Origin of the sequence: Paraflavitalea soli (assembly GCF_003555545.1) — a bacterium.
Lineage (GTDB): Bacteria > Bacteroidota > Bacteroidia > Chitinophagales > Chitinophagaceae > Paraflavitalea > Paraflavitalea soli.
Map to the genome: position 1 here is coordinate 1922115 of NZ_CP032157.1, position 23609 is coordinate 1945723.

The following is a 23609-nucleotide window of genomic DNA, read 5'->3' on the forward strand; positions in this document are numbered from 1 at the left end:
ACACATTATTTTCAATGCTTTAACTTCACCACATGTTGAAATCGATTGCCTTCCTGATGTTCGTCCTGACGCTTACCCACACCTATGCGCAAAACCCCGAATACCCACCTACTGTCACCGTGGCGCAGGATGGCAGCGGCAATTACAAGACCATTCAGGAAGCCATCAATTCCGTACGCGACCTCGCCTATCAACGCGTTACCATCCATATTAAGAAAGGCGTATACCACGAAAAAGTAGTCGTGCCTTCCTGGAAAACCAGGATCACCCTACTGGGTGAGAATAAAGACAGCACCATCATCACCGGCAATGATTTTTCCGGTAAACCCTTGCCCGGGGGAAAAGACAGGGTAGGCAGAGATAAATTTTCGACCTATACGTCCTATACCTTGCTCATAGAAGGAAATGATTTCATAGCAGAGAACCTCACCATCGAAAATACAGCCGGCAGGGTAGGACAGGCCGTGGCCCTCCACGTAGAAGCCGATAGGGTCATCATCAGGAACTGTCGTATCATCGGCAACCAGGATACCCTCTATGCCGCCAAAGAAAACAGCCGTCAGTATTACCAGGATTGTTACATAGAAGGCACTACCGATTTCATCTTTGGCGAGGCCATCGCCCTCTTTAAGAACTGTACCATTAAGAACCTCGTCAATTCCTACCTTACTGCCGCAGCCACCAGGCAGCAACAGCCATTTGGATACGTATTCATCGATTGCAAACTGATCGCCGATACAGCCGCCCGCAAGGTCTTCCTCGGCCGTCCCTGGCGGCCCTATGCCAAAACCGTATTCATCCATTGTGAAATGGGCAGCCATATCAACCCCCAGGGCTGGGATCCCTGGAAAGGGGATAGCATGTTTCCTGATAAAGAAAAAACAATCTTTTACGCAGAATATGAAAGCAGCGGCCCCGGGGCCAATCCCACAGCCAGGGTAGCGTGGTCAAGACAACTTTCAGCCAAAGAAGCCCGTCAATACACTATCCCAAACATTTTAGGAGGCCGGGATCGTTGGGACCCTCTAAACCTTCATTGATCAGTAGCTAAACATCGTTCATATATTTTTCGGCTAAAGCCGTATTCACCCCGGTAAAATGACTCAATTACACCCGTTTTACTAGAATTTTTAGCATAAGTTTGCGTCCCGGAACAAAGCTGTTACTTAAACCGCCAGTCGGGATTCCTGTTTCAACTCAACTTTATGCAAAAATCGAACAAGGCAGCCATTGGATTTATTTTCGTTACACTACTCATTGATGTAATGGGATGGGGATTGATCATTCCCGTGATGGCCGATCTGATAGCACAGCTAAAAGGGATACCTGTCAACGAAGCCAGTACTTATGGCGCCCTCTTACTGTCCGTTTTTGCCATCACACAATTTGTATTTGCACCCGTTATCGGTAACCTCAGCGACAGATTTGGCCGCAGGCCCATCCTGTTGTTCTCCTTATTAGGCTTTGGTATTGATTACATCGTATTGGCCCTCGCACCTTCCTACGGATGGTTATTCCTTGGGCGCGTGATCGCCGGCATTACAGGCGCCAGCTTTACCACAGCTACTGCCTACATTGCAGATGTGAGTACCGACGAAACCACCCGCGCCAAGAATTTTGGTATGATCGGCGCAGCCTTTGGTTTAGGCTTTGTACTCGGGCCTGCACTGGGCGCATTCCTGGCCACCTGGGGTATCAGGGCGCCTTTTTATGCAGCCGCAGCCCTTTGCCTGATCAACTGTTTATATGGATATTTCCTGCTTCCCGAATCACTAAGCAAAGAGAACCGCCGCCCCTTCGATTGGAAACGTGCCAATCCCTTCGGCTCCCTTAAATTCCTTACCAGGCACCCCGAGATCGGTGGTCTTGCATTCAGTTTTTTCCTCATCTATCTCGGCAGCCAGTCCGTACAGGGCAACTGGAATTTCTTTACCATTTACCGCTTTGGGTGGACCGAAAAAATGGTGGGTATTTCCCTCGCAGTAGTAGGGGTGTTGGTAGGCGCCGTACAAGGTGGTCTCACCAGGGTCGTTAATCCTAAGATTGGTAATGAGAAGAGCATCTACCTTGGCCTTTCATTGTATACATTGGGATTGATCCTTTTTGCCTTCGCTACACAAACCTGGATGATGTTTGCTTTCCTCATTCCATATTGCCTCGGCGGTATCTGTGGACCTTCTTTGCAATCTGTTATATCAGGTCACGTGCCTTCCAATCAGCAGGGCGAACTGCAGGGAGCACTCACCAGCCTCATGAGTCTTACCACTATCATCGGGCCACTCATCATGAACGGCACCTTTGCATATTTCACCTCCGGCAAAGCACCCTTTCATATGCCGGGTATACATTTTCTGATCGGAGCAGCCTGTATGCTGCTGAGCATCTTTATCACCTACAAAGTATTGACAAAGGAAAAGAAAGAACATCCCGAACTCAAAGAAGTAATTGCCGGCAAAGGCAAACTGACCGACACCCCCGTGCATTAAGCAGTCACCCTAAGCCTGTCGAAGACGGCTGTCAGGCTGAGCTTGTCGAAGCCGGCTAAGAAAGCCTGTCAAAGATTTTCCAGAGAGGAAAAACGTCGGTAAATTCTTTGCTCAGGGTGGGTCGCCCTTTTAGGGCGGCTCACCCTGAGTAAAGCAACCCTCTCTAAATACGTGAAAAACACCCTTTTGCCCCCCACACCGGCAGCTTAATTTTATTGGCAAACAAGTAATATGGATGCCAACAAATGGATAAGCGTAGACAATGATCAGCCTCTTGCCCTCGTAGCAGGTTTTGCAGCTGCAGCAGGTATCGATACCAGCCAGTACCCCATCACCAACTTTAAGATCGAACAGAAAATACTGGATTTTAAAAGCAACAACACCGTCAATGTTGGCCCCTTTGTAAATGGAAATGCCAATATTAAAAACTTCACTACCCAGTACCAGGTCGTTTTGTATTCCAACAGGTCAGAGGTGATCACCGATCCCGATGGCAACCAGATACACAAACGATATGGTTATGGTTTTGGCTTCCTGCTCGATGTAAAGGACATCAACACCAAACTCAACCTCAACTTCAGCATCGTGGCTGCCAGCGCCGCCCTCAACCTCGCCAAAGCCGGCTATTCGGTGAAGGTTTATGGCGTGGACAATGCCCAGCTGGGCCAGCACCTGCCCTCCAATGTGGGCGACTTCAGCAGCAATACCTATAAAAGTCTCCAGAAATTTATACAGGCAGCCAAAGACTACCTCGCAGCCAATACTATTACCAAACTCTATGGCATTGAAAATTTAAAGCGCATCAACATCGAAGCAGAGAACAACGATGCCAGGTCAATCTATTATTCCGCAAAGCAGGTAGCTGATGGCATTACACTCAACAAAGCTGTTATCGAAGCCAGAAGCAAATTTGGTGATGGCATCAACGAGAATATCCTGCAGTTTATCTACACCTACTTTGGTATTACAGATGCCTACACCGAACCTACCGGCGATCAAAAGAAGAATGCCGGCAAATGGATCGAAGGCAAATACAACAAGATTGCAGAGTTCAGCAATACCAATAGCAGTTGGATAGCTGTCGATCCGGCCACCGACAATGGCAAATTTACAGTGCTGGCAGGACTGCCGGATGCCGATAACTACCAGCCACATGCCAAACCGGCCAACTGGGCTACAGATGCCAAAACGCTCGATGATACATTCTCCGAGGTAAGTACCGACTTTTCCTCCTCGTTGAAACTCGCTTCCATAGCCGACACCTCCGGCAAATTCAACACCATCACCATTACCAGGAATATTTCCATGTACATGGATGTGCACGATAATCCCGCCCCGGGCAGCAAAGTGGTAGAAACAAGATATGGGGTAGGCCTCCGGCTTAGCCTGCGCATTTCAGGTATCGAATTCGGCACCAAAATAAACTATGCGACCATTGGTGCTGCCAGCGAAATGGGCCACGCTTCCGTAGAATATGAGATCGTCGGCATGGGGTTCTCTGATGCAGCCATGCTGAAAGATTTTCCCGGACCACAGGATATCAACCAGGATACCATGACCCAGATCAATACAGCTTTCAACACCCTGAAAAATAAACTTTTCACCATGGATGTTTCCGCCTTCCAGCCACAACCTTATATGATCAGGGTCAATGAGCCGGAAAAGGTCGACAATACACTCGCCGCACAGGGATTTGTATTTAGCATGCGGCAGATTGCCGATCGCAACAGGCTGGGCGAAGCCATTCAACAGGCAACAGCACTCGGCATAAAAAAACAGTACGTGCTGGATACCTACAAAAAGCAATGCAACATCACCGATGAAGACGATAAACCCTCACCCGGCCAGAAAAAAGACGCCCGCAAATGGCTCGATTTTGAATAACCACTAAATAGAATTGTATGGCATGGTCAGACCTCATTGCTACCTGCGGTACGCAGCAAACAATGCAAAGAGCGAAAAGCGCTTTAAAACACAATACCATTTATAAATTGGGAAAAGGAGGCTTCGATCCCACAAAGCCAATGACCCTCCAATGCGATTGCTCAGGATTCATAGCCTGGGCCATTGGTATTCCCCGTGAGCTGCCACCCAAAAGCAACAAATGGCTAAGCACCGATCAGTATTGGGCCGGAGGCAAACCCGTTAAAGCCGGTTTGTTCACCCAAAAAGACCTGGCCAGTGAAGCAACCATTGGCGACCTCCTTGTATATCCCGACAGTGGCGGCCACCAGGGACATATATCTGTGATCAGTGCTATAAAGAACAGCAAGCCCAGCCTCATCATCCATTGTTCCAGTGGCAACTTTAAGAATTTCGGTGATGCCATCCGCGAAACCGATCCCTCCATTTTCCTGGCAGGCAATCACAAGACAAGGTTGATGAGGATAAACTACGACCTGTTTAAAAACATGGTGAAATAAAAAAGCATTGTATTCGCTAAGCGTGCGCCGCCTTTCAAAGACGGCCCACGCTTAGCGAAAGGCCGTGCCGAATGGAACCTGTCAATATCTTTATTCCGGTATTCCGTAGGTCCGGCACACTTCTTCATACGATTGCCTGGCTACCCGTGCACCGGCTTTATTACCGCCTGGGATGATGATATACCGGAACTGGTGCTGCGTGGCTATACTTGTATAAATATTCCTGTCATTCACAAACCGTATCTGCAGGTTACCGGGCGAAAGCCGGGCGCTCCAGGTATCAGTGGTCACGCCTCCTTGATTATAAGTAATTTCGATCGGCATCTGCTGCACCGTATTGGCAGGCCAGACGGAAGGGTTATACCCCAACAATTTGCCATACGTCAACACAGAACCACTGTCCAGTACTTGTTGCGTAATAGCAGGCGCCGCTTTATTGTATTTGAATCCCCAAATACCAAATACGGTGTCCTTAATATAAGGATTGGGTGTGAACCATTCGGAATAAATAACATTGGCTGTTCCCGCGGGTCCAGCTGGACCCGTATCCCCTTTTTTACAACCCACGATGGCCAGCCCAAGGGCAAGGGCACCGATCAAATGCATACGAATTTGTTTCATACCACAAAACTATCCGGCATTCAGATGTCAGCCTATCACTCAAATGGACTATTACGCATCACCTATTATGTGTATATAAAAAAATCACCGGCAGAAAGCCGGTGATCTCACCTAATGTATAAACCTCTATTCTTATGAAAACAAACTGCTCAATTGTTGTTTGCTCTGTTGAAACCAGCTAAGAGTAGGTTTCACGCCGGTATCAAAATAATCGATTGTACGGATCTTCACACAGATCGCTACCAGGTCCTTGTTCTCCTCGTTATTACCCGTCAGTCCATTTACTTTAGCCACATTATCTACAATCGAAGCTGTACCCTTGATCTTTATATAATAACTGATACCTTTTTTGAAGAAGTCCAGTTTGGCAGGCAATTCCTGGTCAAACTCAGTAAGCGCCTGCGTAGGCCGTTGGATCAGGAACCAGATGCGGTTCTGATCATCCACCTGTACATTGTTGATCACATGTACGGGCAATTTCAACAGAGATTCATTTTCAGTAAAGAACAAAGCCGATCCCAATGCCAGGATCTGTTGCTTGATCAGGTTAGCAGATTCCAATGTCTCCGGTTGATTGTAAAACTTTGTGGTGGTCATGTCCTTTGTCTTTTTTAACTGTCCAGGTTAATGTTTTGAATCGTATTGCTTGAGAACATGCCAAACAATTCAAGGGCCGTACCAAAATGCAGATGATTGCAAATGAAGCTATTATGAGGTCTGCCTGAAAAAAGACTTTCCCAATTCAGGACAGCTTTTCCAAAAAACCGCACATTGAGCCTGGAAAGAGGGCATAAGCAGCAAGTCCAGGACCAGGAACTTAACACAAACCTGTCTTCGCTCGCTGCTCGGCGCTCGAAGCTTTCTTCCCTTGTAAACCTTCTCCTTTTTTCATTGTTCTCCTTACAAATCATTTCTTTGCAGCATGAGTATATTACAGCCAGCCCGCAAACAGGGGAACAAATTCCAGAATCCTGTTCCTACCACCGTCATGGTGCCCGGCGGCATGGGTAGAGTACTGGCAGCTTATTTAAGGAATAAGAACGAAGTAGTACCGAAGCACCTGCCCGGTCCTTTCCATACCGATACCAGTATATACAATACCCCGCCTGCAACCGGCCTGCGCATCACCTGGCTGGGCCATTCCACCCTGCTCATTGAAATAGAAGGAAAACGCATCCTTACCGACCCCGTATGGAGCAACCGGGCCTCTTTTTCCGCCTTTGTAGGCCCCAAACGTTTTTTTGCGCCGCCCCTGGCCCTGAAAGACCTGCCGCCCCTGGATGCCATCATCATTTCCCACGATCATTACGACCACCTCGATGCCCCAACCATCCGATGGTTTTCTCATAGCCAGGTGCCTTTTTATTGCTCCCTGGGCGTTGGACGTTATTTGCAGCAATATGGAGTAGGGACCCGGCGCATTACCGAAATGGATTGGACCAACCAGGCTACCATCGCCAACGAGCTGACCCTTACCGCCCTGCCCGCCCGCCATTTTTCAGGCAGGGGATTGCTCAACAGGTTCCAGACCCTCTGGTCCTCTTTTGCCATCCGCAGCAGCCATCACAATATCTATTATGGCGCTGATTCCGGCTGGCACAGTGGTTTTGCAGAAATAGGGCAGGCTTATGGCCCCTTCGACCTCACCATGCTCGAAATAGGGGCTTCCAGTCCTTTTTGGACCGATATCCATATGGGGCCTATCCGTGCGGCAGAAGCCCACCAGGCCCTACAGGGAAAGCTCCTTATGCCCATACATTGGGGTACTTTCAACCTGGCCCTCCATCCCTGGAATGAACCCATTCAAACCCTTATCAAAACAGCTGCAGCGAAAGGCATTCAGCTTTTTGCCCCTCAACCGGGCGACCCCATCACGGTCACCGGACAACCCTATATCAATCCCTGGTGGGAAACAAATAGTGGTAAATGACGAGTACCACTCGCCATTTACTACTTGCCATTATCTTCCTGTATCTTTGCAGCCGCTCTGCAGATAGATTTTTATCCTTTTTAAAACATCGTCTTGAAGCATCTAAAGGCCATCAATAAATATTTCTGGAAATACCGGTGGAGACTGGGACTGGGTATTCTTTTTATTATCGTATCCAACTACTTTGCCATCCTGGCACCCCAGGTCACAGGATATGTTTTTGAAGTAGTACAACGCTCCCTGGGCGTGGTCATGAAAGACCGCCACCATGCAGAGTATGACTGGCTGGTCAACCGGTTCATCAGCTTTGCCGAACAATACAAAGGCATTTCCGTAGTGGCCCTTTGTGGCATCGTAATCCTCGTATTGGCCCTCATTCGTGGCATCTTTATGTTCCTCATGCGGCAAACCATCATCGTCATGAGCCGCCACATCGAATTTGACCAGAAGAATGAAGTGTTTCAGCATTACCTGAAGCTGGATCTTAACTTCTATAAAACACACAACACGGGCGACCTCATGAGTCGCATATCCGAAGATGTAAGCAGGGTACGTATGTTTACCGGGCCAGCCATCATGTACCTCATCAACCTCATTACACTCATCGGCCTGGCACTTTACTACATGATCAAAAAAGATGGACTGCTCACTTTATACGTATTAGCGCCATTGCCCATCCTCGCTATTACCATTTATGTAGTGAACAATATCATCCACAAAAAAAGCGAACACATACAGTCCCTCTTATCCGACCTCACCACCAATGCCCAGCAATCCTATTCCGGTATACGCGTCATTAAATCTTTTGTGCAGGAAGATGCCATGTATGGCTTCTTTGAAAAGAACAGTGAAGACTATAAACGCAGTGCCATTGGACTGGCAAAGATGGAAGCCATCTATTTCCCTTCCATGACACTGATCATTGGCCTCAGTACCATTTTTACCATCATGATCGGTGGTATTTATGCCATCTATGGTACCCACAATGTAGACATCAGCACCATTGCCGAATTTGTAATGTACATCAACATGCTCACCTTTCCCGTGAGCGCCATCGGGTGGACGGCCAGCATGATCCAGCGGGCATCCGCCTCCCAGAAAAGGCTCAATGAATTTCTCGATACCCCATCTGCCATTAACAATCCGGCGAAGGCCCTGAGCCCCGCCTTGCAGGGACATATCGTGTTCAACCAGGTCGATTTCGTATACCCCAACACCGGTATCCAGGCCCTCTCCAAATTCAACCTCTCCATCGGCAAAGGCCAAAAAATTGCCATCATCGGCCACACAGGATCCGGCAAGACCACCATTGCACAACTGCTCCTGCGCATGTATGATCCCACAGCAGGCAGCATCAGTATTGATGGTGTACCCATCAGCAGCATGGACCTGCAAAGTCTGCGCAGGCAGATCAGTTATGTCCCCCAGGATGTCTTCCTGTTCAGTGATACCATTGCCAACAACATCAGCTTTGGACTGGGTGAAACGCCCGAGCCCGTTGTTCAGCAGGCTGCCCGTTATGCCAGTGTGGAAAAAGAGATACAGGGCTTTCACGGCGGTTATGCCACCATGATTGGTGAAAGAGGGGTTACACTCAGCGGCGGACAAAAACAACGTATCTCCATTGCCCGCGCCCTCATCAAAGATCCGCAGATCGTTGTATTCGATGATTGCCTCAGTGCAGTAGATGCGAAAACCGAAAAGGAGATACTGGGCAACCTTAGCCTGTTCCTTAAAGAAAAGACCGCTATCATCATTACGCATCGGATTTTTACTTTATTTGACTTCGACATGATCGTCGTTATTGAGGATGGTACCATCCGGGAAATGGGCACACATAATGATTTACTGTCACGTAACGGTTACTACACTTATTTGTATGAGCAACAACAACAGGAACGTGAGGAAACGACTGAGGAAAATTGATCATACAATTTATTTTGGATCATTCGCTAATTAAGTGCCCGGAAATTTTGTCGGTTCCAAAACAATATTATATTTGTGCCTGCTTTTTTTGTAGAATTGCCAATTATTAAACTGCAAAATTTAAATGACTGTGGCGTACGAAAACAATGACAAACGAATGGAAAGCGTTTACAGCAAACGCATCAGGGCCGGGAAAAGAAGAACTTACTTCTTCGATGTGAGAGCTACCCGCGGTAATGATTACTACATCACCATTACAGAGAGTCGCAAGAAATTCAACGAAAATGGTTATGACAGGCACAAGATCTTCTTGTACAAAGAAGACTTCAACAAGTTCCTGAAAGCCTTAACCGAAGCGGTGGATTATGTGAAAACAGACCTGATGCCCAACTTTGATTTCGACGCCTATAACCATGATCAGGTAGCCGAAGGCGAAGAAGGAGAGAATGTTTCTGTAGATGCTGAAGGTGCTGAGGAAGTGATCACAGCAAGCGCCGCCGTCGTTACACCCGTAAGCAATGTGCCTGCTCCTACAGTGGCCGATGCCGGTGACGAAGTCGACAAATGGTAAACAACTTACTGACTACTATAGTAAAGCTCCTCTTGCAGGAGCTTTTTTTATGGCCGTACCCCAGTGGAGATCACCAGCTTAAAAGCCAATGGGTGGGTCACCTTTTCCAGGCAACTCACCCATTGGCCTATGGACCATAAACGTATTATTTCTTATTCGGTCTTGCTTCCTTGGGAATGATCTGTTGCCTGGGAAAGGCATTCATCCGGTCATCCATGATCACCCCGCCCCCAATGGGCATTGCCGCCACTGCCTTCGTGTCAGGTACCAGGCAGGGCATATTATCGGGAGTCAGCGTATACACTTTACCCCTTGCTGTAGCATGCGACAACCGTGCTGTCACCAGTGCTCCTTGCCTCATCCGTTGAGCTTCCAGTAATTTCCGGTACTGCTCCACTTTCGAGGTATCCTGGGAGGGCAGCATCTTTACCTTAGCATCAGGTTGGCTAAAAGAGCCCAATAGCGCAGCTTCCAGCTTTTTCTTTGCTCCATCGGAAAGAGGCTTCTGGGCCACCACAACCGTAGTGACCGCCAGCAAAAAGGAAAAAATGATACATGGTTTCATACACTGGGTTTTAGGGATGATGCCCTTTACCTCCATTTTACACAACTACTGCTTCATTTTTTTCCAGGCATTGATCAATCCGTTGGTAGAGGCATCATGTCCCTTCACCGGTTTATCGTTCTCCAGCTCAGGCAGGATATTATTAGCCAATTGTTTACCCAGTTCCACCCCCCATTGGTCAAAGCTGAAGATATTCCAGATCACCCCTTGTACAAATATCTTGTGCTCATACAAAGCGATCAGTTGACCCAGCGTATAAGGCGTGATCTTTTTGATCAAAATGGAGTTGGTAGGCCGGTTGCCGGCAAACTCTTTGAATGGGGTCAGCGCTTCGATCTCTTCTTCGCTTTTACCTGCTTTCTCCAATTCTGCAGCCACTTCTTTACCCGTTTTTCCATTCATGAGCGCTTCCGTTTGGGCAAAGAAATTCGACAACAGCTTGGCATGATGGTCGCCAATAGGATTATGACTAATCGCCGGTGCAATGAAATCACAAGGGATCAGCACCGTGCCCTGGTGTATCAATTGGTAAAATGCATGTTGTCCATTTGTACCCGGCTCACCCCAGATCACAGGCCCCGTAGCATAACTCACCGGCTTTCCTTTGCGGTCTACACTCTTGCCATTGCTTTCCATATTCCCTTGCTGGAAATAAGCAGCAAAGCGATGCAGGTATTGATCATAAGGCAGGATAGCCTCAGTTTGTGAGCCAAAGAAATCAGTGTACCACAAGCCTACCAGCGCCATGATCACCGGTATATTCTTATCGAAGGGCGTAGTACGGAAATGATGGTCCGTAGCGTGACCGCCTTTCAGTAATTGTTCAAAATTATCATATCCGATCGTCAACGCTATTGACAGACCGATAGAACTCCACAGTGAATAACGGCCGCCTACCCAATCCCAGAAACCAAACATATTGGCCTTGTCAATACCAAATTTGGTCACCTCTTTCTCATTGGTGGAGAGCGCCACAAAATGCTTCGCAACGTGTGCTTCTTCTACAGCCGATTGCAGGAACCAGGCGCGTGCAGTAAGCGCATTCGTCATCGTCTCCTGCGTAGTGAAGGTCTTGGACGCGATCAGGAAAAGCGTTTCCTCGGCATTTACCTTCTTTAAGGTCTCTGCAATATGTGTAGCATCTACATTCGATACAAAGTACACCTGCATGCCTTCCAGCCAGTAAGGCTTCAGCGCCTCCGTCACCATATAAGGCCCCAGGTCGCTGCCACCAATACCTATATTGACAATAGAACGGATCTTCTTGCCTGTATAGCCTGTCCAGGCGCCACTGTGCACCCGCTCACAAAAGCTGCGCATTTGTTGCCACACAGCCTGCACATCAGGCATTACATCCTTGCCACCTGTATAAACCGGTTGACCGGAAAAATTACGCAAGGCAGTATGTAATACAGCGCGACCCTCAGTAGCATTGATCGTATCGCCGCTGAACATCGAACTGATCGCTTTGTCCAGTTCACACTCCTCTGCCAGGTCCAGCAAGTGCTGTACAGTCTTTTCCGTGATCCTGTTCTTGGAATAATCAAACAGGATGTCCTCCAGTTGCAGCGAAAACTTGTGGAAACGCTCGGGGTCATCAGCAAACAATTCCCGCAGGTGCGATTTGCTTATCTTCTTATAATGCTCTTCTAACTTGCCCCAGGCCTTCGTACGATGTGGTTTAATAGTTGGTAGCATATCTCGTATTATTGATTTCAAATGTAACAAAGCGTTTGAATATTACCCTTTATAAGATCGTAAGTGCTAACCTGTATTATCGGAAAATACAGCAGCAAACAGTTGTTTGCCAGGAAAAATAACATTTCCTTCATAGAGCAACTTAATTCTATTGTGATCCCTAAGGTTCGCCTGACCCTCAACCGTGACCTGCTTATACTACGGTTTTTACAGGTGTAATTGTTATAATAAGCTCTTTATGTTTAGTAGCATTGGGTGGCCTTTGGCCGCCCTTTTTTTATCACAGCTGCCCGATCACCTTCACCGTATGCTCTACCATCTCCCTGGTAATATCCAGGTGCAGCACCAGGCGTATCTGGGTAGGGGCAATAGCAATGGCCCGTATATGGTTTTCCTTAAGACGCTCAACAATGTCAGCAGCGGTACGGTTCGCCTTTACCTCAAAAATCACAATATTCGTTTCCACCGGCAATATCCCGGCCGTAAAGCCCGATTGCCGCAGCGCATCTGCCAGCATTTGGGCATGCTGATGGTCAGTCGCCAGCCGCTCTACATGGTTTTCCAGCGCATAAATTCCCGCTGCTGCCATATAGCCCGCCTGCCGCATACCACCACCAAATACTTTGCGGATCCGTCTGCCTTTTTTGATAAAGGCCGCCGGGCCCATCAGGATACTACCCACCGGGCAGCCCAGTCCCTTATTCAGGCATACCGATATACTGTGAAATAATTCGCCATGTTGCCGGGCCGATTCACCCCTTGCCACCAGGGCATTGAACAAGCGCGCCCCATCCAGGTGCAGGTGCAATTGATGGTCATCACATACCTTCCGTATCTGTTGAATGGAAGCCAGGTCATAACAACTACCACCGCCACGATTGGCGGTATTCTCCAGGCACACCAACGAGGTACGCGCCTTATGTACATCATCGGGATTGATCGCCTGCAATACCTGTTGCGCCGATATCCTGCCATGTTCGCCATCCAGCAGTCTTACCTGGGCGCCGGCATTAAAAGCAATACCACCACCTTCATATTGGTACACATGGGCCGTTCTGTCGCAGATCACCTCATCGCCGGGCTGCGTATGGACTTTGATCCCCACCTGGTTCGACATAGTGCCCGTAGGGCAATACAAGGCCGCTTCCATGCCAAACAGGGCAGCAGCCATGCTCTCCAGTTTATTGACAGAAGGGTCTTCTCCAAATACATCGTCACCAACAGGGGCTTTCAGCATCGCATCCAGCATGGCCGGAGTAGGGCGGGTTACCGTATCAGATCGCAGGTCAACTATCATAGCTTGTAAAGTTAGCTGCGAAAGTACAGGAGATTGCATTAAAAAGACAACCGCTCCGGTAAATTCCGGAGCGGTTGGCAAACCCAAAGGGTTTGAGTGATTCAGCAAGGAATATTATCTTATTTTTTGATGATCCTGTATACATGCCGCTCCCCATTCACCACCACGTGCAGCAGGTACATACCCGCCACCGTACCCGGAATATTCACTGGTATATAATGAACACCTTTCTCCATGCTGCGCTTGCCTGTAAGGCCGGCTACATCAGAACGGCGTCCCATCAGATCAAACAAGGTAATTTCCGTCAGGCTGTTCTGCGACAACTGCAGCATCAACGTCGATTCATTCGTCACTGCATTCGTCGACAATAATATACTGGTGGTATTACAGCTGTTCACCGTGATGATGGGAGAGTACAACACCATGCCATTTTCATTGACCGTCTTCAACCGGTAATAAATAGTACCTGGCAGTGGCGACTGATCGGTCCATACATAGTTGCCGGATGCATTTGGCTTAACAGTACCGGCTGCAGAGAAGTTGACCTTATCGCTACTGCGTTCAACGCTAAAGTCGCCAATAACATTCGTAGCCGTGGTCCATTTCACTTGTACAGTCTGCTCTCTGCACAAACCCGAGAACGATTTCAGCACCAGTGGCAGGGAAGTATTGGTAGAGATGGACCCCAATGTTAAGTAGGGTGTACTGTTGAAAACAGAAGCAGGAACAGTCACTATAGCTACACCACCCGAAGTCGTAATGCTGATGGTGGGCGTAGTCAATATCGTAGCATTGGTGAAATCCCCATCGGCATCTACCAGCAGCCGCAAGTCGCTGGTATTGAGGGATACGTAGCCTGGTGTAATCGCATCAAAATTGAACTTTAGCTTTACATCTGTATTCGTAAAATTGGTCTTTTGAACCAGCCATTCCCGTCCAATGCGGCAGCAAATGCCCGTTGGCCGATCGCCCAGAACCGTATAGGATGCATAGGGAAGACCATTATTATGCCCCACAATAAAGTACGATTTATCGCCGGCGGTAAAGGTGCCGGTATTGGTGGCCTGGTTTACCGTTTCGCTTGGCCCGATATAAATCGTCATAATATCAGGATTGGTGGAGGTACTCCTGGATTGCTTTTGTAGCAAGGCGCCATTATCATCCCGGGCAATACCAATAATATTATTGTTATAAGCGGCATTGGTGGCCACATTCCATACAATGGTGTTGTCGGAGGCCCGATAATTATGTCCCAGCGTCACTCCATATTTAATGCCCAGGTAGGTTTCCACTTTCTCCCGTGTAGTAGTGCCATGTGAGGTATTCGCATAGGTGATGATCTCAGCGATGCCGCCATCATAGAATTCAAGGTTACCACTTTTTTGATAGCCCAGTGCATTATTCATATTGGTGGCAATCCGGCCAAATCCTGCCTGCGTGCCCAGGGAGGTACCTGCCCGGAAGGTTTCACGGCGGGAATAATTATAATCAAACGTAAACATACTGAGCATGTCTGTCGTCCACACATTGCTAACAATCTGGTCATTCATATTCCAGCTGTCATTGACAGAATAGCCACTACGCACATCAAAGGAATTGAACTTATTCATACCTGCCTCTCCGGCAAACAGGAACTTACCGGGCGTGGTCAGGTTATTCGCGCCGGGAACGATCACCGCATACACTTCGTAGGGATTGCTGGCTGTAGACATTACGCCATTACTTGTAATATCCATAAAGTCGGCATCAGACGTAGCTTGCGCCGCTTCATCAAAATCAACCACGGGGTTGAAATTCATGTTTTTGGTAGCCGTATTCCTATACCTCGGCTGGTTGTTGGCAGTACCATTGGTAGCATGCCGGGCATTACCCGATTGATCATTCCAACTGCTTATCCTCGTATTATCTGTAGTACTCGAGGTCCCTGCATCCGCCTTCACCCAGAAACTGGCGCCCGTAATACCACCCGGCGCCGGGCTGCAGGCAACGATCGTTCGCCAACTGGGAGGATTCGTTACCGAAGGCGCATAGGCAGTTCCTGCCACAGTGATCTCAGTACACCGCGCATCCAGCGTTTGTGATACAACCGCTGTAGGACTTATATCATAAGCTATCCAGAAATAATTGGTTCCCGGCACCAGCTTTTGTGTTCCATTAACAGTGATCGTGGTTGAAACAGGGGTAATGGTAGCGCCTCCCAACTCATTGGCCGGGGCAAAACCACTCGCATCTCCCGTGTAATAAACGTGGATGCCGGTCAGGTTGGCTACCGCTGTAGTAACAATGTCAAACTTCATCTGTGTAAGATTGATGGGAGAGGTCACCCCCTTTGTTACTACCTGCACACTAATAATACCTTGTTGCTGCGTATTACATTTTGAAACATTGGCCGTGATCTGTCCGGTAGTAGAAGACACGTAGGTCATATTGTTGGGTGTCCACCTGTAGGTCCGGCCATCTTCAGGCTTTTGATAAAGCCAGTTAGTTTCCGATCCATAGGTGGCTACTGCAGAACCATCGAGACCACTGACGGAATAAAAATCGGTCGCACTTACACCGCCATTGATACCTATTGAGGCCGAGCCATTGTTGACTGATTTATTATTCTGATCATAAATAAATTCAATAATGTTCGTGCCTTCATACAATTTCACCTGAAAGGAGATGACAGCACCGTTTGCATTATAGTTCCAGCGTGCATTATTCCATTGAACCGTTAATATCCGGCTGCCCGTAGTGCCGGTCACCGCGTAGGTAAGACCGCCACCCGGTATCCACAGGTCATCCCATAAAGGCGCAATAATTGGACCATTGCCAGTAGTAGTAAGGGCGTTGCTGTTCAGCGTATTCGTGGTATTGTTTCCCAAACTAAGCCATCCATTGGTACTCACCCTGAAATCAGAATAAGCGCCACCGGCATAATAAAAAGTAAAACCAAGGAATAAATTACTGGACAATCTATCGTCCTCGTTGTTGGTAAATACGGTAGTACCAGAGATAGCGTTCCAGGTTCCGCTTACCGAAGTGAAGCTAAAGCTTAGTTGGCTGAAGGAATCAATACTGTTTAAGCAGCTAATCAATGTTAGCAATAACACAAGCCTCCACTTGTGTAGAAATTTTTGCATGGGAAAATGGATTTAGGGGTTTCCTTTGTGTAGGGGTCAACTACGTTACAGGATATTAAAACGATTTAATGTCCCGCAGATTGCTTCTGCATGGTAAAAAAAAATAAAGTATAATTGACTTATGTGTTAAATGAAGTAGTTGAAGCTATTAGACAGGCTATAAAATACCTATTCACAAAGCTGCATCACAGCTCATATTTATTATTCCTTGATAATAGTCAAACCCGCACCAGGCCTGCAAAAAGCCCGAAGCAGTTCTACGATAGTTACACTTATTATCGCCGGTATCTTATACTATAGAGTAGGTGTATAAGACCCCGGGGTTCTATTTTGTTTTGGTAAATAACAAATCTGTCGATGCTGTAACGTTGACCAGGAAACCACTAATTAAAATACTGAAAGAGGAGAAGAAAGCAGATTGCAATAAATCTTATCGTTTGATCACGCCAGTGATCTTAAGGAGTATATAAACATTGTAACCGGGGATGATAGAGGCCCAGCCTGGCTGGCCTGCCTTCTCAAAAATATGCCACAGTAGGGCAATAACAAATACAACCACAAAAACCTGGAGGGTTAAAGTAAGTAACATAGCGTACGGATTTAGTTAAGTACAATATAGTAGCACCGCGACTTATATACAAGTATAGCCCACCTATTTAATTTATTGTGACTCACCTAAAAGAAAGCCCGGCGACTGTACTAAGGAAGTAGACCCGCTTGATCCTGATCAACAGGCATAAACCGCAACACATTCATTATTGACAACGATCAATTAGAATACAATTCCAGCGGCAAACCATCCGGATCAGCAAAAAAAGTAAATCGACGGCCCGTGTATTCATCCGTGCGGATCGCTTCAACTACTACCCCCTTCGAATGAAGCCAGGTAACCGCCGCTTCGATGTCAGTTACACCAAATGCCAGATGCCGCAATCCACAGGCCTCCGGACCACTCGGACGGGGTGGGGGATCGGGAAAGGAAAACAACTCGATCAGGTATTGCCCGTTGAGGCAAAGGTCCAGCTTAAAAGATTGCCGGGCCGCCCGGTACACTTCCTGCTGAATGGTAAAACCCAATATGTCAGTATAAAACTGTTTCGACCGTTCGTAGTCCGAACAGATGATGGCGATATGATGTACTTGCTGAAGCGCTAACATGCCACGAAGATACCTGATTTCTACATCTCTGTCCCTTCTGCAAGTGCTTCCTGTATAGTTTGCCACCGGTAGGCAGACAACTCCTTTTCGGCACTGTTGAAGAAACTACTGAAAATAGCAGTAATGCATGTTTTCTCAATGGCCCGCAGCCATCCTATGATCTCCGCATTGTTCATACCACGGATCACCCATTTACTCAACATCGCTAGGTCTCTGGCCGGCAGCTTGCCTACGATCTCTTTTTCCAGTCCCAGCAATTCTGCATCATTATAATAACGCCACAATAAACTGTTCAGCAAACTGTCTTCCCTTGTCATACAATCCAGGTGCGTGACCAGGAAACTGGTGAATGCTTTCAGAATGAGTTTTCCCGCTGCCGCTTTTTCTCTGGCGTCCACGGCATGACAATAAGCATTCATGGCTCCGCGCAGCTTTTGTGCCTGTATCGTATTGGCCTGGTATTGCTGCTTCATATTGCCAATCAGTTGAGGGTGATATGCTATAACGTAGGGAAAAATAAACCGTTCTACATGCAGGATGTGCTGATTGAAACAATACAGCGCTTCCCCGATGCTTTCCTGTGCCCGGACAGCTTCCTGCTCCCTGGTAAAATCAGTTTGTTGCACCTGCATGCCCGTCTCATACAAAAAAGCCCTTAACCCCTTGTGCACCTGGTTGAAGATATTATATCGGTCCATAGTATACGAATTTTTGCTACTCATCCAAATATCCGATACCAATACCAGGATAACCAATCCTATCCGAATGAATTGCAACAACATTAGAATGATCTGCCACATTTTCCCGCCGGCCCATTCATAATAAAGAACGGGGCCTGTTATAAGCCCCGTCATTTACTGTAAAAATAGCTGCCGCTTAAGAGGCCTGACGCTGCACAAAATCTTCCAGGATAATATCAGTCACGCCGTCGTGCCTTTTAATGCTTGTTTTCGTTGGATAATAGCCTGCTTTCTGAAACTTTACAGGTTGGGGAATAGACCGGCTAAAATTGATCGTCGTGTCAATAAATGCCTTGGTGATCATGGGCTCCATAAAAGTCACTTTACCATCATAACTGCCATAAATAAAAGTTTGGGTAAAGGTTTTACCACCTCCCAATTCACCAGACGTGGGATCCAGCCAGTGCATACCCATTTTGGGAACACCAGGCGCCGGGGCAATATGGCCCGCAGGGAGATAGGCTGCATCCGGAAACTTGTTCATCTTCGTTTCATCCGTTGTAGCATCTACCTCGGCTGGTGATACAAAGTAATAATGGAAGTCAAAGTGCGGCAACATATACATGGGACCTTCATGACCGCTGGGGTTCCAGTCCAGCAGCACGTGGTTAAAAGGCGTACCATGTTTTTCATTGAGCGAAAGTACCAGGTGGTTTTCATGACCAGTATGGTTTGAATTAATGGGAACACTGCTCAATGCCGCATCACTAATGGAGATCGCCAGCTTTTCGGGTGTGCCATCGGTCTTCAGTTTTGACCAGGTCCACGCTTTCCCATTATACAGCTGCTGTACATTACCTTTTAAAATGCCGTCATCGTCCTTGTCTTTCTTACAGGCGGTTGCCAATGCTGCTACTGCCAGGCAGCTCAAAAACACTTTTTTCATTTGATAATAATTTGGTGCGCTTAAATCGCTATTGTAATAATTTTCACAAAGCTGCATTACCCAAGCCTGCCAGCCATTGCCAGACTGTATGAAATGCAGGCAAGCTTGTATGAGTTGATGATAATTTTACAGCACATGTAAGTTCATATGGCCAATCATGGCTATATTTGGTAAGTATTTTAACCCTCAATCGTTGTCCAAATATTTTCATTTACTCGCCGTATGCATACTGTGGTGCCATATTTCGCTGGCCCGCCAGGTAATTGCCAAAAAGGGAAGCAAATCTGAATTCCTCGCTGCTCCCACAGCAGGCGTCCCCGACGCCCGGCAATATGTATTTTCCCGGTTTAGTACTTTTAATGGCCTCGCCTCCAATATGGTCAATAACCTCGTGCAGGATCGCAGAGGATATATGTGGCTGGCTACTCCCAATGGCCTGCAGCGCTATGATGGCAACAAATTCATCACTTTCAAACATCAGCACCGCGATCCACTCACATTGCCCGATGACAACGTAGGCCGGGTATACATGGATAAACAGAACAGGTTATGGGTATTGACCGCCGATAATAAGATCGGCATCTTTGATACGGAAAACTTTTCCTACCATGGCGTCAGGATTGCCTGGCAAAAAGATACTCCCACCGTTTTTGTCGCCAAGACCATGGTGGAAAAAGGTGATGGAAAAGTATTGCTCATGATGGGCTGGCATGAAGTATATGAATTCTCCGAAGCATCCAATAGCTTTGTCATCACCGAAAAAATAGTCTACAAACCCGCCCAATGGAAAAGACTGTCATTTTTTCAGGATACCCTCACCGGGCGTTCCTGGCTCGGCTGCGATTCAGGATTGGTCATGTACGACCCGGTCACAAAGAACATCAATTACCGCGGGCACAATCCAGACCACAATAAGATCATAGAGGCCATGAGTGAACCCACTAATGTGCACTTAACGTTTATTGACGAGTCGGGCCATGCAGCATTCGCTACCTGGGATCAGAAACGGGACGGTGGTCCACGCTTACATTATTACAACACCAAAACCGGTGAAAAGCGAAAACACGATATTAATGGAGAATTGTATGGAGGCGGCTATGGCGAGATTCACGGCATAGTGCAACAACGCAACGGCCGCTTATGGGTCCTCGGCCTTCCGTTTATTGCTGAATATGTAGGAGGTAAACACGCACTGCAAGGCTTGCGCAATGAACACAAGGATGAGCAGAGCCTCAGCTTTGATGTAGCCAATTACATGTATGAAGACCATGCCCAAAACCTGTGGGTATGCACCAGCAACGGCCTGTTCCTCTTCAATCCCGATGCCCAGGTATTTAATGCCTACAATTTATTGCGTCCTGATGGAGCAGGGGTAGTGGATGGCCCCTCCAAATGTGTGCTCGAAGTAGACAGCAACCAGATATGGGTAGGTACCTGGGGCGTGGGCATCTATGCCTACGACAGGAATTTCAAGCCCATTAACCTCCCTGCCTCCATGGACCGGTATCAGGCCCCTTATGCCATCTGGTGCATGGAGCGCCAGCGCACCACCGGCAATATATGGATGGGCGGGCAGGACGGCTTCATAGTAATACACCAACCCGCTACCGGACAAACCGGCGAATACCGCTTTGATGCTTTTGAAGGCCGCACCATCCGCCAGATGGTGCAGGACCATCAGGGTAACCTCTGGTTTGGTACACAGGGAGGTCGTGTAGTAAAATGGACCTACCAACCCGGCAGGGATACAAAAGAGGGCTTTACCGAGATCACAAAGTCAGCCCTGATATTAAAATTATTTGTGGACAAGGACGGCTTTATATGGGTAGGCACCTTTGGACAAGGATTGCTGAAAATAGATCCAATCACCAATAAGATCATTGAACATTATGGCGCTAAAGGTCCTAAAGGCAGGCGCATGTGGAACGATAGTCCCAGTGATATAGTGCAGCTCAACGATAGCATCCTCGTGGTGGCCAATCATGGGCTCTCTTTGCTAAATGTAAGGACCGGCAACATTGGCTTTATCAGTACCGATGAAGGATTACCCGCCAATAACGTGATGTGCCTGGCAAAAGATAAACGTGGTATGCTGTGGTTGGGTATGATCAGTGGTATTTGCCGGGTGAACCTCGAAAAAATGACCTTTACTTATTATGACCGTCGTGATGGTATGCCGGCTGATTATTTTGAATGTGATGATGCCCACCATCTCAGCGACGGGCGCATCCTGTTTACCAGCGCACATAACTTCGTTGTCTTTGATCCGGAAAAGATGGTTAAGAATACCCCGCCTCCGGATGCCGTGCTGAAAGATATCAGGTTGGCCAATATTTCCCTGCCCATGGATTCCGTGAGCAAGCTCTTTGCTATCCACCTGCAGCATGATAAAAGTTCCATTACCATAGAATTTGGCGGCTTCAACTATACCCGCCAGGATAAGGTTGATTTTTATTATCAGTTGGCAGGCGTAGACAAAGATTGGGTGCATGCCGATGATCGACGCCAGGCCATGTACAACTACCTTCGTCCGGGCAATTATATCTTTAAGGTAAAAAGTAAAAATGCAGATGGGGTGGAAAGCACCGGCATTACCTCCCTGCGGATCAGTGTGGAACCTCCTTTTTGGCGTACCTGGTGGTTTTACAGCTTCCTCGTCCTGTTAGCCATTGGCATCCTGTATTGGATAGACCGTGAGCGCATGCGGCGCATCCGTGAGCTCCAGGCCATGCGCACACAAATTGCCGGCAACCTCCACAGTGATATCAATACAACCCTCAACAACATCAACATGCTGAGCGAGATGGCCAAGATCAAAGCCGATAAAGACCTTACCCGCTCCAAAGAATACATAGACCAGATCAGTGAAAAAAGCCACAATATGATCATTGCCATGGACGATATGTTGTGGAGCATCGATCCGCAAAACGATAGCATGGAGAAAACCCTGCTGCGGATGCTGGAATATGTAGATGCACTCATCAACCGGCACGGCGCCAATATAGATATACTGGTGGATGAACACGTACGTTCATTGCAGCTCGACATGAAATCACGCCATGAAATGTTGCTTATCTTCAAAGAAGTATTGCGCAATATGGTCACGGTATCCAAAGGCGGCCATATCCTCATCAATATCGACCTGGTAAAATCCAGGCTCTCCCTGAAAGTGCAGGATAATGGTATCTATGCCAGTGAAGCCGACCTCTTCTCCCTGCAAACCCTCGATGTACTCAATAAACGCACAAGCACCATTCACGCCGAACTGGATATCCAGGCCGACAAGAATGGTGCTTCGGTAATTCTACTCGTTCCGGTCAGTTAATGTATTTCTACTACTGTATTCTGTATTCTGTATTCTGTATTCTGTATTCTAAATTCTTATTTACCCATCCACTTCTTAAAATCACTCACTTTCTCCCGGCTTACGATCGCTTCTTTATCTACAGCTGGCTTTAAGTGCAGCAATAACCGGTTGCCAAAATAATCATGGATCTGGTCCACGCTGTCCACCGCAATATAGAAAGCCCGGCTGATACGGAAATAGCGGTCCGGGTCCAGCATGTCTTCCATTTCATCCATGGTATAGTCTACCACAAACTTGCGGTTATCATACGTCTTAAAGAAGTTCAACCGCCCGTCACTAAAGAAATAAGCGATCTCTTCTACCTCGATCGACACCAGCTTCTGAGCGTGTTTTACCAGAAAACGCTTCCGGTATTCCTTGGGCTGTAGTTTCTGGCGCAGCTCTTTTACCAGGCTCTCCACATTGAGGTCCGTAGGTGTATTGCCGGCAGCATAGAGGTCCTTTATTTGCCGGTATTTATTAAGCGCCGTTTCCAGGTCTTCCTTCTGGATCGGCTTCAACAGGTAATCGATACTATTTACCTTAAAGGCTTTCAATGCATATTCATCATACGAAGTAGTGAACACTACCGCGCTCTTGACCGCCGTTCGGCTAAATATTTCAAAACTTTGCCCGTCACTCAGTTCAATATCCATCAGGATCAGGTCGGGAGAGGGGTTCTCCTGCAGCCAGTCTACCGTACTTTTGATGCTATCGGTAACACCAACTACTACGGCTTGCGCATCAACGCCGGCCAGTGTTTTCTGCAGTTTCTTGACTGCCAGCTCTTCGTCTTCTACGATTAGAATTTTCATATATAAAACTTTTATGAGTTGT

General features: G+C 47.5%; 19 protein-coding genes. 8 read left to right on the forward strand and 11 right to left on the reverse strand.

Annotation, left to right across the window (positions count from 1 at the left end):
* Nucleotides 1-32 precede the first annotated feature (32 nt).
* From D3H65_RS07065 to D3H65_RS07080, 4 genes are all read left to right on the forward strand, one after another.
* The gene (locus D3H65_RS07065) at nt 33-1040 is read left to right on the forward strand and encodes a pectinesterase family protein (protein WP_119049585.1); all 1008 of its coding nucleotides are present in this window, start codon (nt 33-35) and stop codon (nt 1038-1040) included.
* 165 nt (nt 1041-1205) lie between these two features.
* Nucleotides 1206-2486, forward strand: a complete 1281-nt coding sequence (locus tag D3H65_RS07070; RefSeq protein WP_119049586.1) for a TCR/Tet family MFS transporter — start codon at nt 1206-1208, stop codon at nt 2484-2486.
* A gap of 231 nt (nt 2487-2717) precedes the next feature.
* Complete coding sequence (locus tag D3H65_RS07075) at nt 2718-4370, forward strand: hypothetical protein (protein ID WP_119049587.1); 1653 nt, start codon at nt 2718-2720, stop codon at nt 4368-4370.
* 17 nt (nt 4371-4387) lie between these two features.
* Entirely contained in the window at nt 4388-4909 is a 522-nt protein-coding gene (locus D3H65_RS07080; protein ID WP_119049588.1) for an NlpC/P60 family protein, read from the forward strand.
* 90 nt (nt 4910-4999) lie between these two features.
* Here D3H65_RS07080 and D3H65_RS07085 read toward each other — a convergent pair whose 3' ends face one another.
* Nucleotides 5000-5515, reverse strand: a complete 516-nt coding sequence (locus tag D3H65_RS07085) for a hypothetical protein (protein ID WP_119049589.1) — start codon at nt 5513-5515, stop codon at nt 5000-5002.
* A gap of 147 nt (nt 5516-5662) precedes the next feature.
* On the reverse strand, nt 5663-6127 hold the full coding sequence (locus tag D3H65_RS07090) for a pyridoxamine 5'-phosphate oxidase family protein (RefSeq protein ID WP_119049590.1): 465 nt from the start codon (nt 6125-6127) through the stop codon (nt 5663-5665).
* A 325-nt stretch (nt 6128-6452) separates the two neighbouring features.
* Between D3H65_RS07090 and D3H65_RS07095 the strand changes: the two genes are divergently transcribed.
* From D3H65_RS07095 to D3H65_RS07105, 3 genes are all read left to right on the forward strand, one after another.
* Nucleotides 6453-7460: an MBL fold metallo-hydrolase gene (locus D3H65_RS07095; RefSeq protein ID WP_119049591.1), complete on the forward strand. Its 1008-nt coding sequence runs from the start codon at nt 6453-6455 to the stop codon at nt 7458-7460.
* A gap of 93 nt (nt 7461-7553) precedes the next feature.
* The gene (locus D3H65_RS07100) at nt 7554-9386 is read left to right on the forward strand and encodes an ABC transporter ATP-binding protein (protein WP_119049592.1); all 1833 of its coding nucleotides are present in this window, start codon (nt 7554-7556) and stop codon (nt 9384-9386) included.
* Nucleotides 9387-9510: 124 nt separating this feature from the next.
* Nucleotides 9511-9957: a DUF3276 family protein gene (locus D3H65_RS07105; RefSeq protein ID WP_170163501.1), complete on the forward strand. Its 447-nt coding sequence runs from the start codon at nt 9511-9513 to the stop codon at nt 9955-9957.
* A gap of 145 nt (nt 9958-10102) precedes the next feature.
* Here the strand turns inward: D3H65_RS07105 and D3H65_RS07110 are convergent, their stop codons facing one another.
* The 8 genes from D3H65_RS07110 to D3H65_RS07145 form a co-directional block, all read right to left on the reverse strand.
* On the reverse strand, nt 10103-10522 hold the full coding sequence (locus D3H65_RS07110) for a hypothetical protein (protein WP_162915463.1): 420 nt from the start codon (nt 10520-10522) through the stop codon (nt 10103-10105).
* A gap of 45 nt (nt 10523-10567) precedes the next feature.
* The gene (pgi, locus tag D3H65_RS07115) at nt 10568-12220 is read right to left on the reverse strand and encodes a glucose-6-phosphate isomerase (RefSeq protein ID WP_119049594.1); all 1653 of its coding nucleotides are present in this window, start codon (nt 12218-12220) and stop codon (nt 10568-10570) included.
* Nucleotides 12221-12500: 280 nt separating this feature from the next.
* The gene (gene ltaE, locus D3H65_RS07120) at nt 12501-13517 is read right to left on the reverse strand and encodes a low-specificity L-threonine aldolase (RefSeq protein ID WP_119049595.1); all 1017 of its coding nucleotides are present in this window, start codon (nt 13515-13517) and stop codon (nt 12501-12503) included.
* Nucleotides 13518-13636: 119 nt separating this feature from the next.
* A complete protein-coding gene (locus D3H65_RS07125) occupies nt 13637-16642 on the reverse strand; it encodes a BNR-repeat neuraminidase N-terminal domain-containing protein (RefSeq protein ID WP_119049596.1) in 3006 nt (1001 codons plus the stop codon).
* 430 nt (nt 16643-17072) lie between these two features.
* A complete protein-coding gene (locus D3H65_RS07130; protein ID WP_211345643.1) occupies nt 17073-17231 on the reverse strand; it encodes a hypothetical protein in 159 nt (52 codons plus the stop codon).
* Between the two features lie 179 nt (nt 17232-17410).
* On the reverse strand, nt 17411-17800 hold the full coding sequence (locus tag D3H65_RS07135) for a VOC family protein (protein WP_119049597.1): 390 nt from the start codon (nt 17798-17800) through the stop codon (nt 17411-17413).
* 20 nt (nt 17801-17820) lie between these two features.
* Nucleotides 17821-18498, reverse strand: a complete 678-nt coding sequence (locus D3H65_RS07140) for a hemerythrin domain-containing protein (RefSeq protein WP_162915464.1) — start codon at nt 18496-18498, stop codon at nt 17821-17823.
* A 178-nt stretch (nt 18499-18676) separates the two neighbouring features.
* Nucleotides 18677-19426 (reverse strand): hypothetical protein, encoded by a 750-nt coding sequence (locus D3H65_RS07145; RefSeq protein ID WP_119049599.1) that lies wholly within the window; start codon nt 19424-19426, stop codon nt 18677-18679.
* Nucleotides 19427-19583: 157 nt separating this feature from the next.
* Here D3H65_RS07145 and D3H65_RS07150 point away from each other — a divergent pair, with 157 nt between their 5' ends.
* The gene (locus D3H65_RS07150; RefSeq protein WP_119049600.1) at nt 19584-22751 is read left to right on the forward strand and encodes a ligand-binding sensor domain-containing protein; all 3168 of its coding nucleotides are present in this window, start codon (nt 19584-19586) and stop codon (nt 22749-22751) included.
* A 56-nt stretch (nt 22752-22807) separates the two neighbouring features.
* On the opposite strand, the gene D3H65_RS07155 is transcribed toward D3H65_RS07150, so the two are convergent.
* A complete protein-coding gene (locus D3H65_RS07155) occupies nt 22808-23587 on the reverse strand; it encodes a LytR/AlgR family response regulator transcription factor (RefSeq protein WP_119049601.1) in 780 nt (259 codons plus the stop codon).
* Between the last annotated feature and the right edge of the window lie 22 nt (nt 23588-23609).

Excerpts from the sequence above, each read along its gene's own strand:
- D3H65_RS07065 (WP_119049585.1), top strand. The coding sequence starts at position 33 with ATGTTGAAATCGATTGCCTTCCTGATGTTCGTCCTGACGCTTACCCAC.
- D3H65_RS07070 (WP_119049586.1), top strand. The coding sequence starts at position 1,206 with ATGCAAAAATCGAACAAGGCAGCCATTGGATTTATTTTCGTTACACTA.
- D3H65_RS07075 (WP_119049587.1), top strand. The coding sequence starts at position 2,718 with ATGGATGCCAACAAATGGATAAGCGTAGACAATGATCAGCCTCTTGCC.
- D3H65_RS07080 (WP_119049588.1), top strand. The coding sequence starts at position 4,388 with ATGGCATGGTCAGACCTCATTGCTACCTGCGGTACGCAGCAAACAATG.
- D3H65_RS07085 (WP_119049589.1), bottom strand. The coding sequence starts at position 5,515 with ATGCATTTGATCGGTGCCCTTGCCCTTGGGCTGGCCATCGTGGGTTGT.
- D3H65_RS07090 (WP_119049590.1), bottom strand. The coding sequence starts at position 6,127 with ATGACCACCACAAAGTTTTACAATCAACCGGAGACATTGGAATCTGCT.
- D3H65_RS07095 (WP_119049591.1), top strand. The coding sequence starts at position 6,453 with ATGAGTATATTACAGCCAGCCCGCAAACAGGGGAACAAATTCCAGAAT.
- D3H65_RS07105 (WP_170163501.1), top strand. The coding sequence starts at position 9,511 with ATGACTGTGGCGTACGAAAACAATGACAAACGAATGGAAAGCGTTTAC.
- D3H65_RS07110 (WP_162915463.1), bottom strand. The coding sequence starts at position 10,522 with ATGAAACCATGTATCATTTTTTCCTTTTTGCTGGCGGTCACTACGGTT.
- pgi (WP_119049594.1), bottom strand. The coding sequence starts at position 12,220 with ATGCTACCAACTATTAAACCACATCGTACGAAGGCCTGGGGCAAGTTA.
- ltaE (WP_119049595.1), bottom strand. The coding sequence starts at position 13,517 with ATGATAGTTGACCTGCGATCTGATACGGTAACCCGCCCTACTCCGGCC.
- D3H65_RS07125 (WP_119049596.1), bottom strand. The coding sequence starts at position 16,642 with ATGCAAAAATTTCTACACAAGTGGAGGCTTGTGTTATTGCTAACATTG.
- D3H65_RS07130 (WP_211345643.1), bottom strand. The coding sequence starts at position 17,231 with ATGTTACTTACTTTAACCCTCCAGGTTTTTGTGGTTGTATTTGTTATT.
- D3H65_RS07135 (WP_119049597.1), bottom strand. The coding sequence starts at position 17,800 with ATGTTAGCGCTTCAGCAAGTACATCATATCGCCATCATCTGTTCGGAC.
- D3H65_RS07140 (WP_162915464.1), bottom strand. The coding sequence starts at position 18,498 with ATGGACCGATATAATATCTTCAACCAGGTGCACAAGGGGTTAAGGGCT.
- D3H65_RS07145 (WP_119049599.1), bottom strand. The coding sequence starts at position 19,426 with ATGAAAAAAGTGTTTTTGAGCTGCCTGGCAGTAGCAGCATTGGCAACC.
- D3H65_RS07150 (WP_119049600.1), top strand. The coding sequence starts at position 19,584 with ATGGCTATATTTGGTAAGTATTTTAACCCTCAATCGTTGTCCAAATAT.
- D3H65_RS07155 (WP_119049601.1), bottom strand. The coding sequence starts at position 23,587 with ATGAAAATTCTAATCGTAGAAGACGAAGAGCTGGCAGTCAAGAAACTG.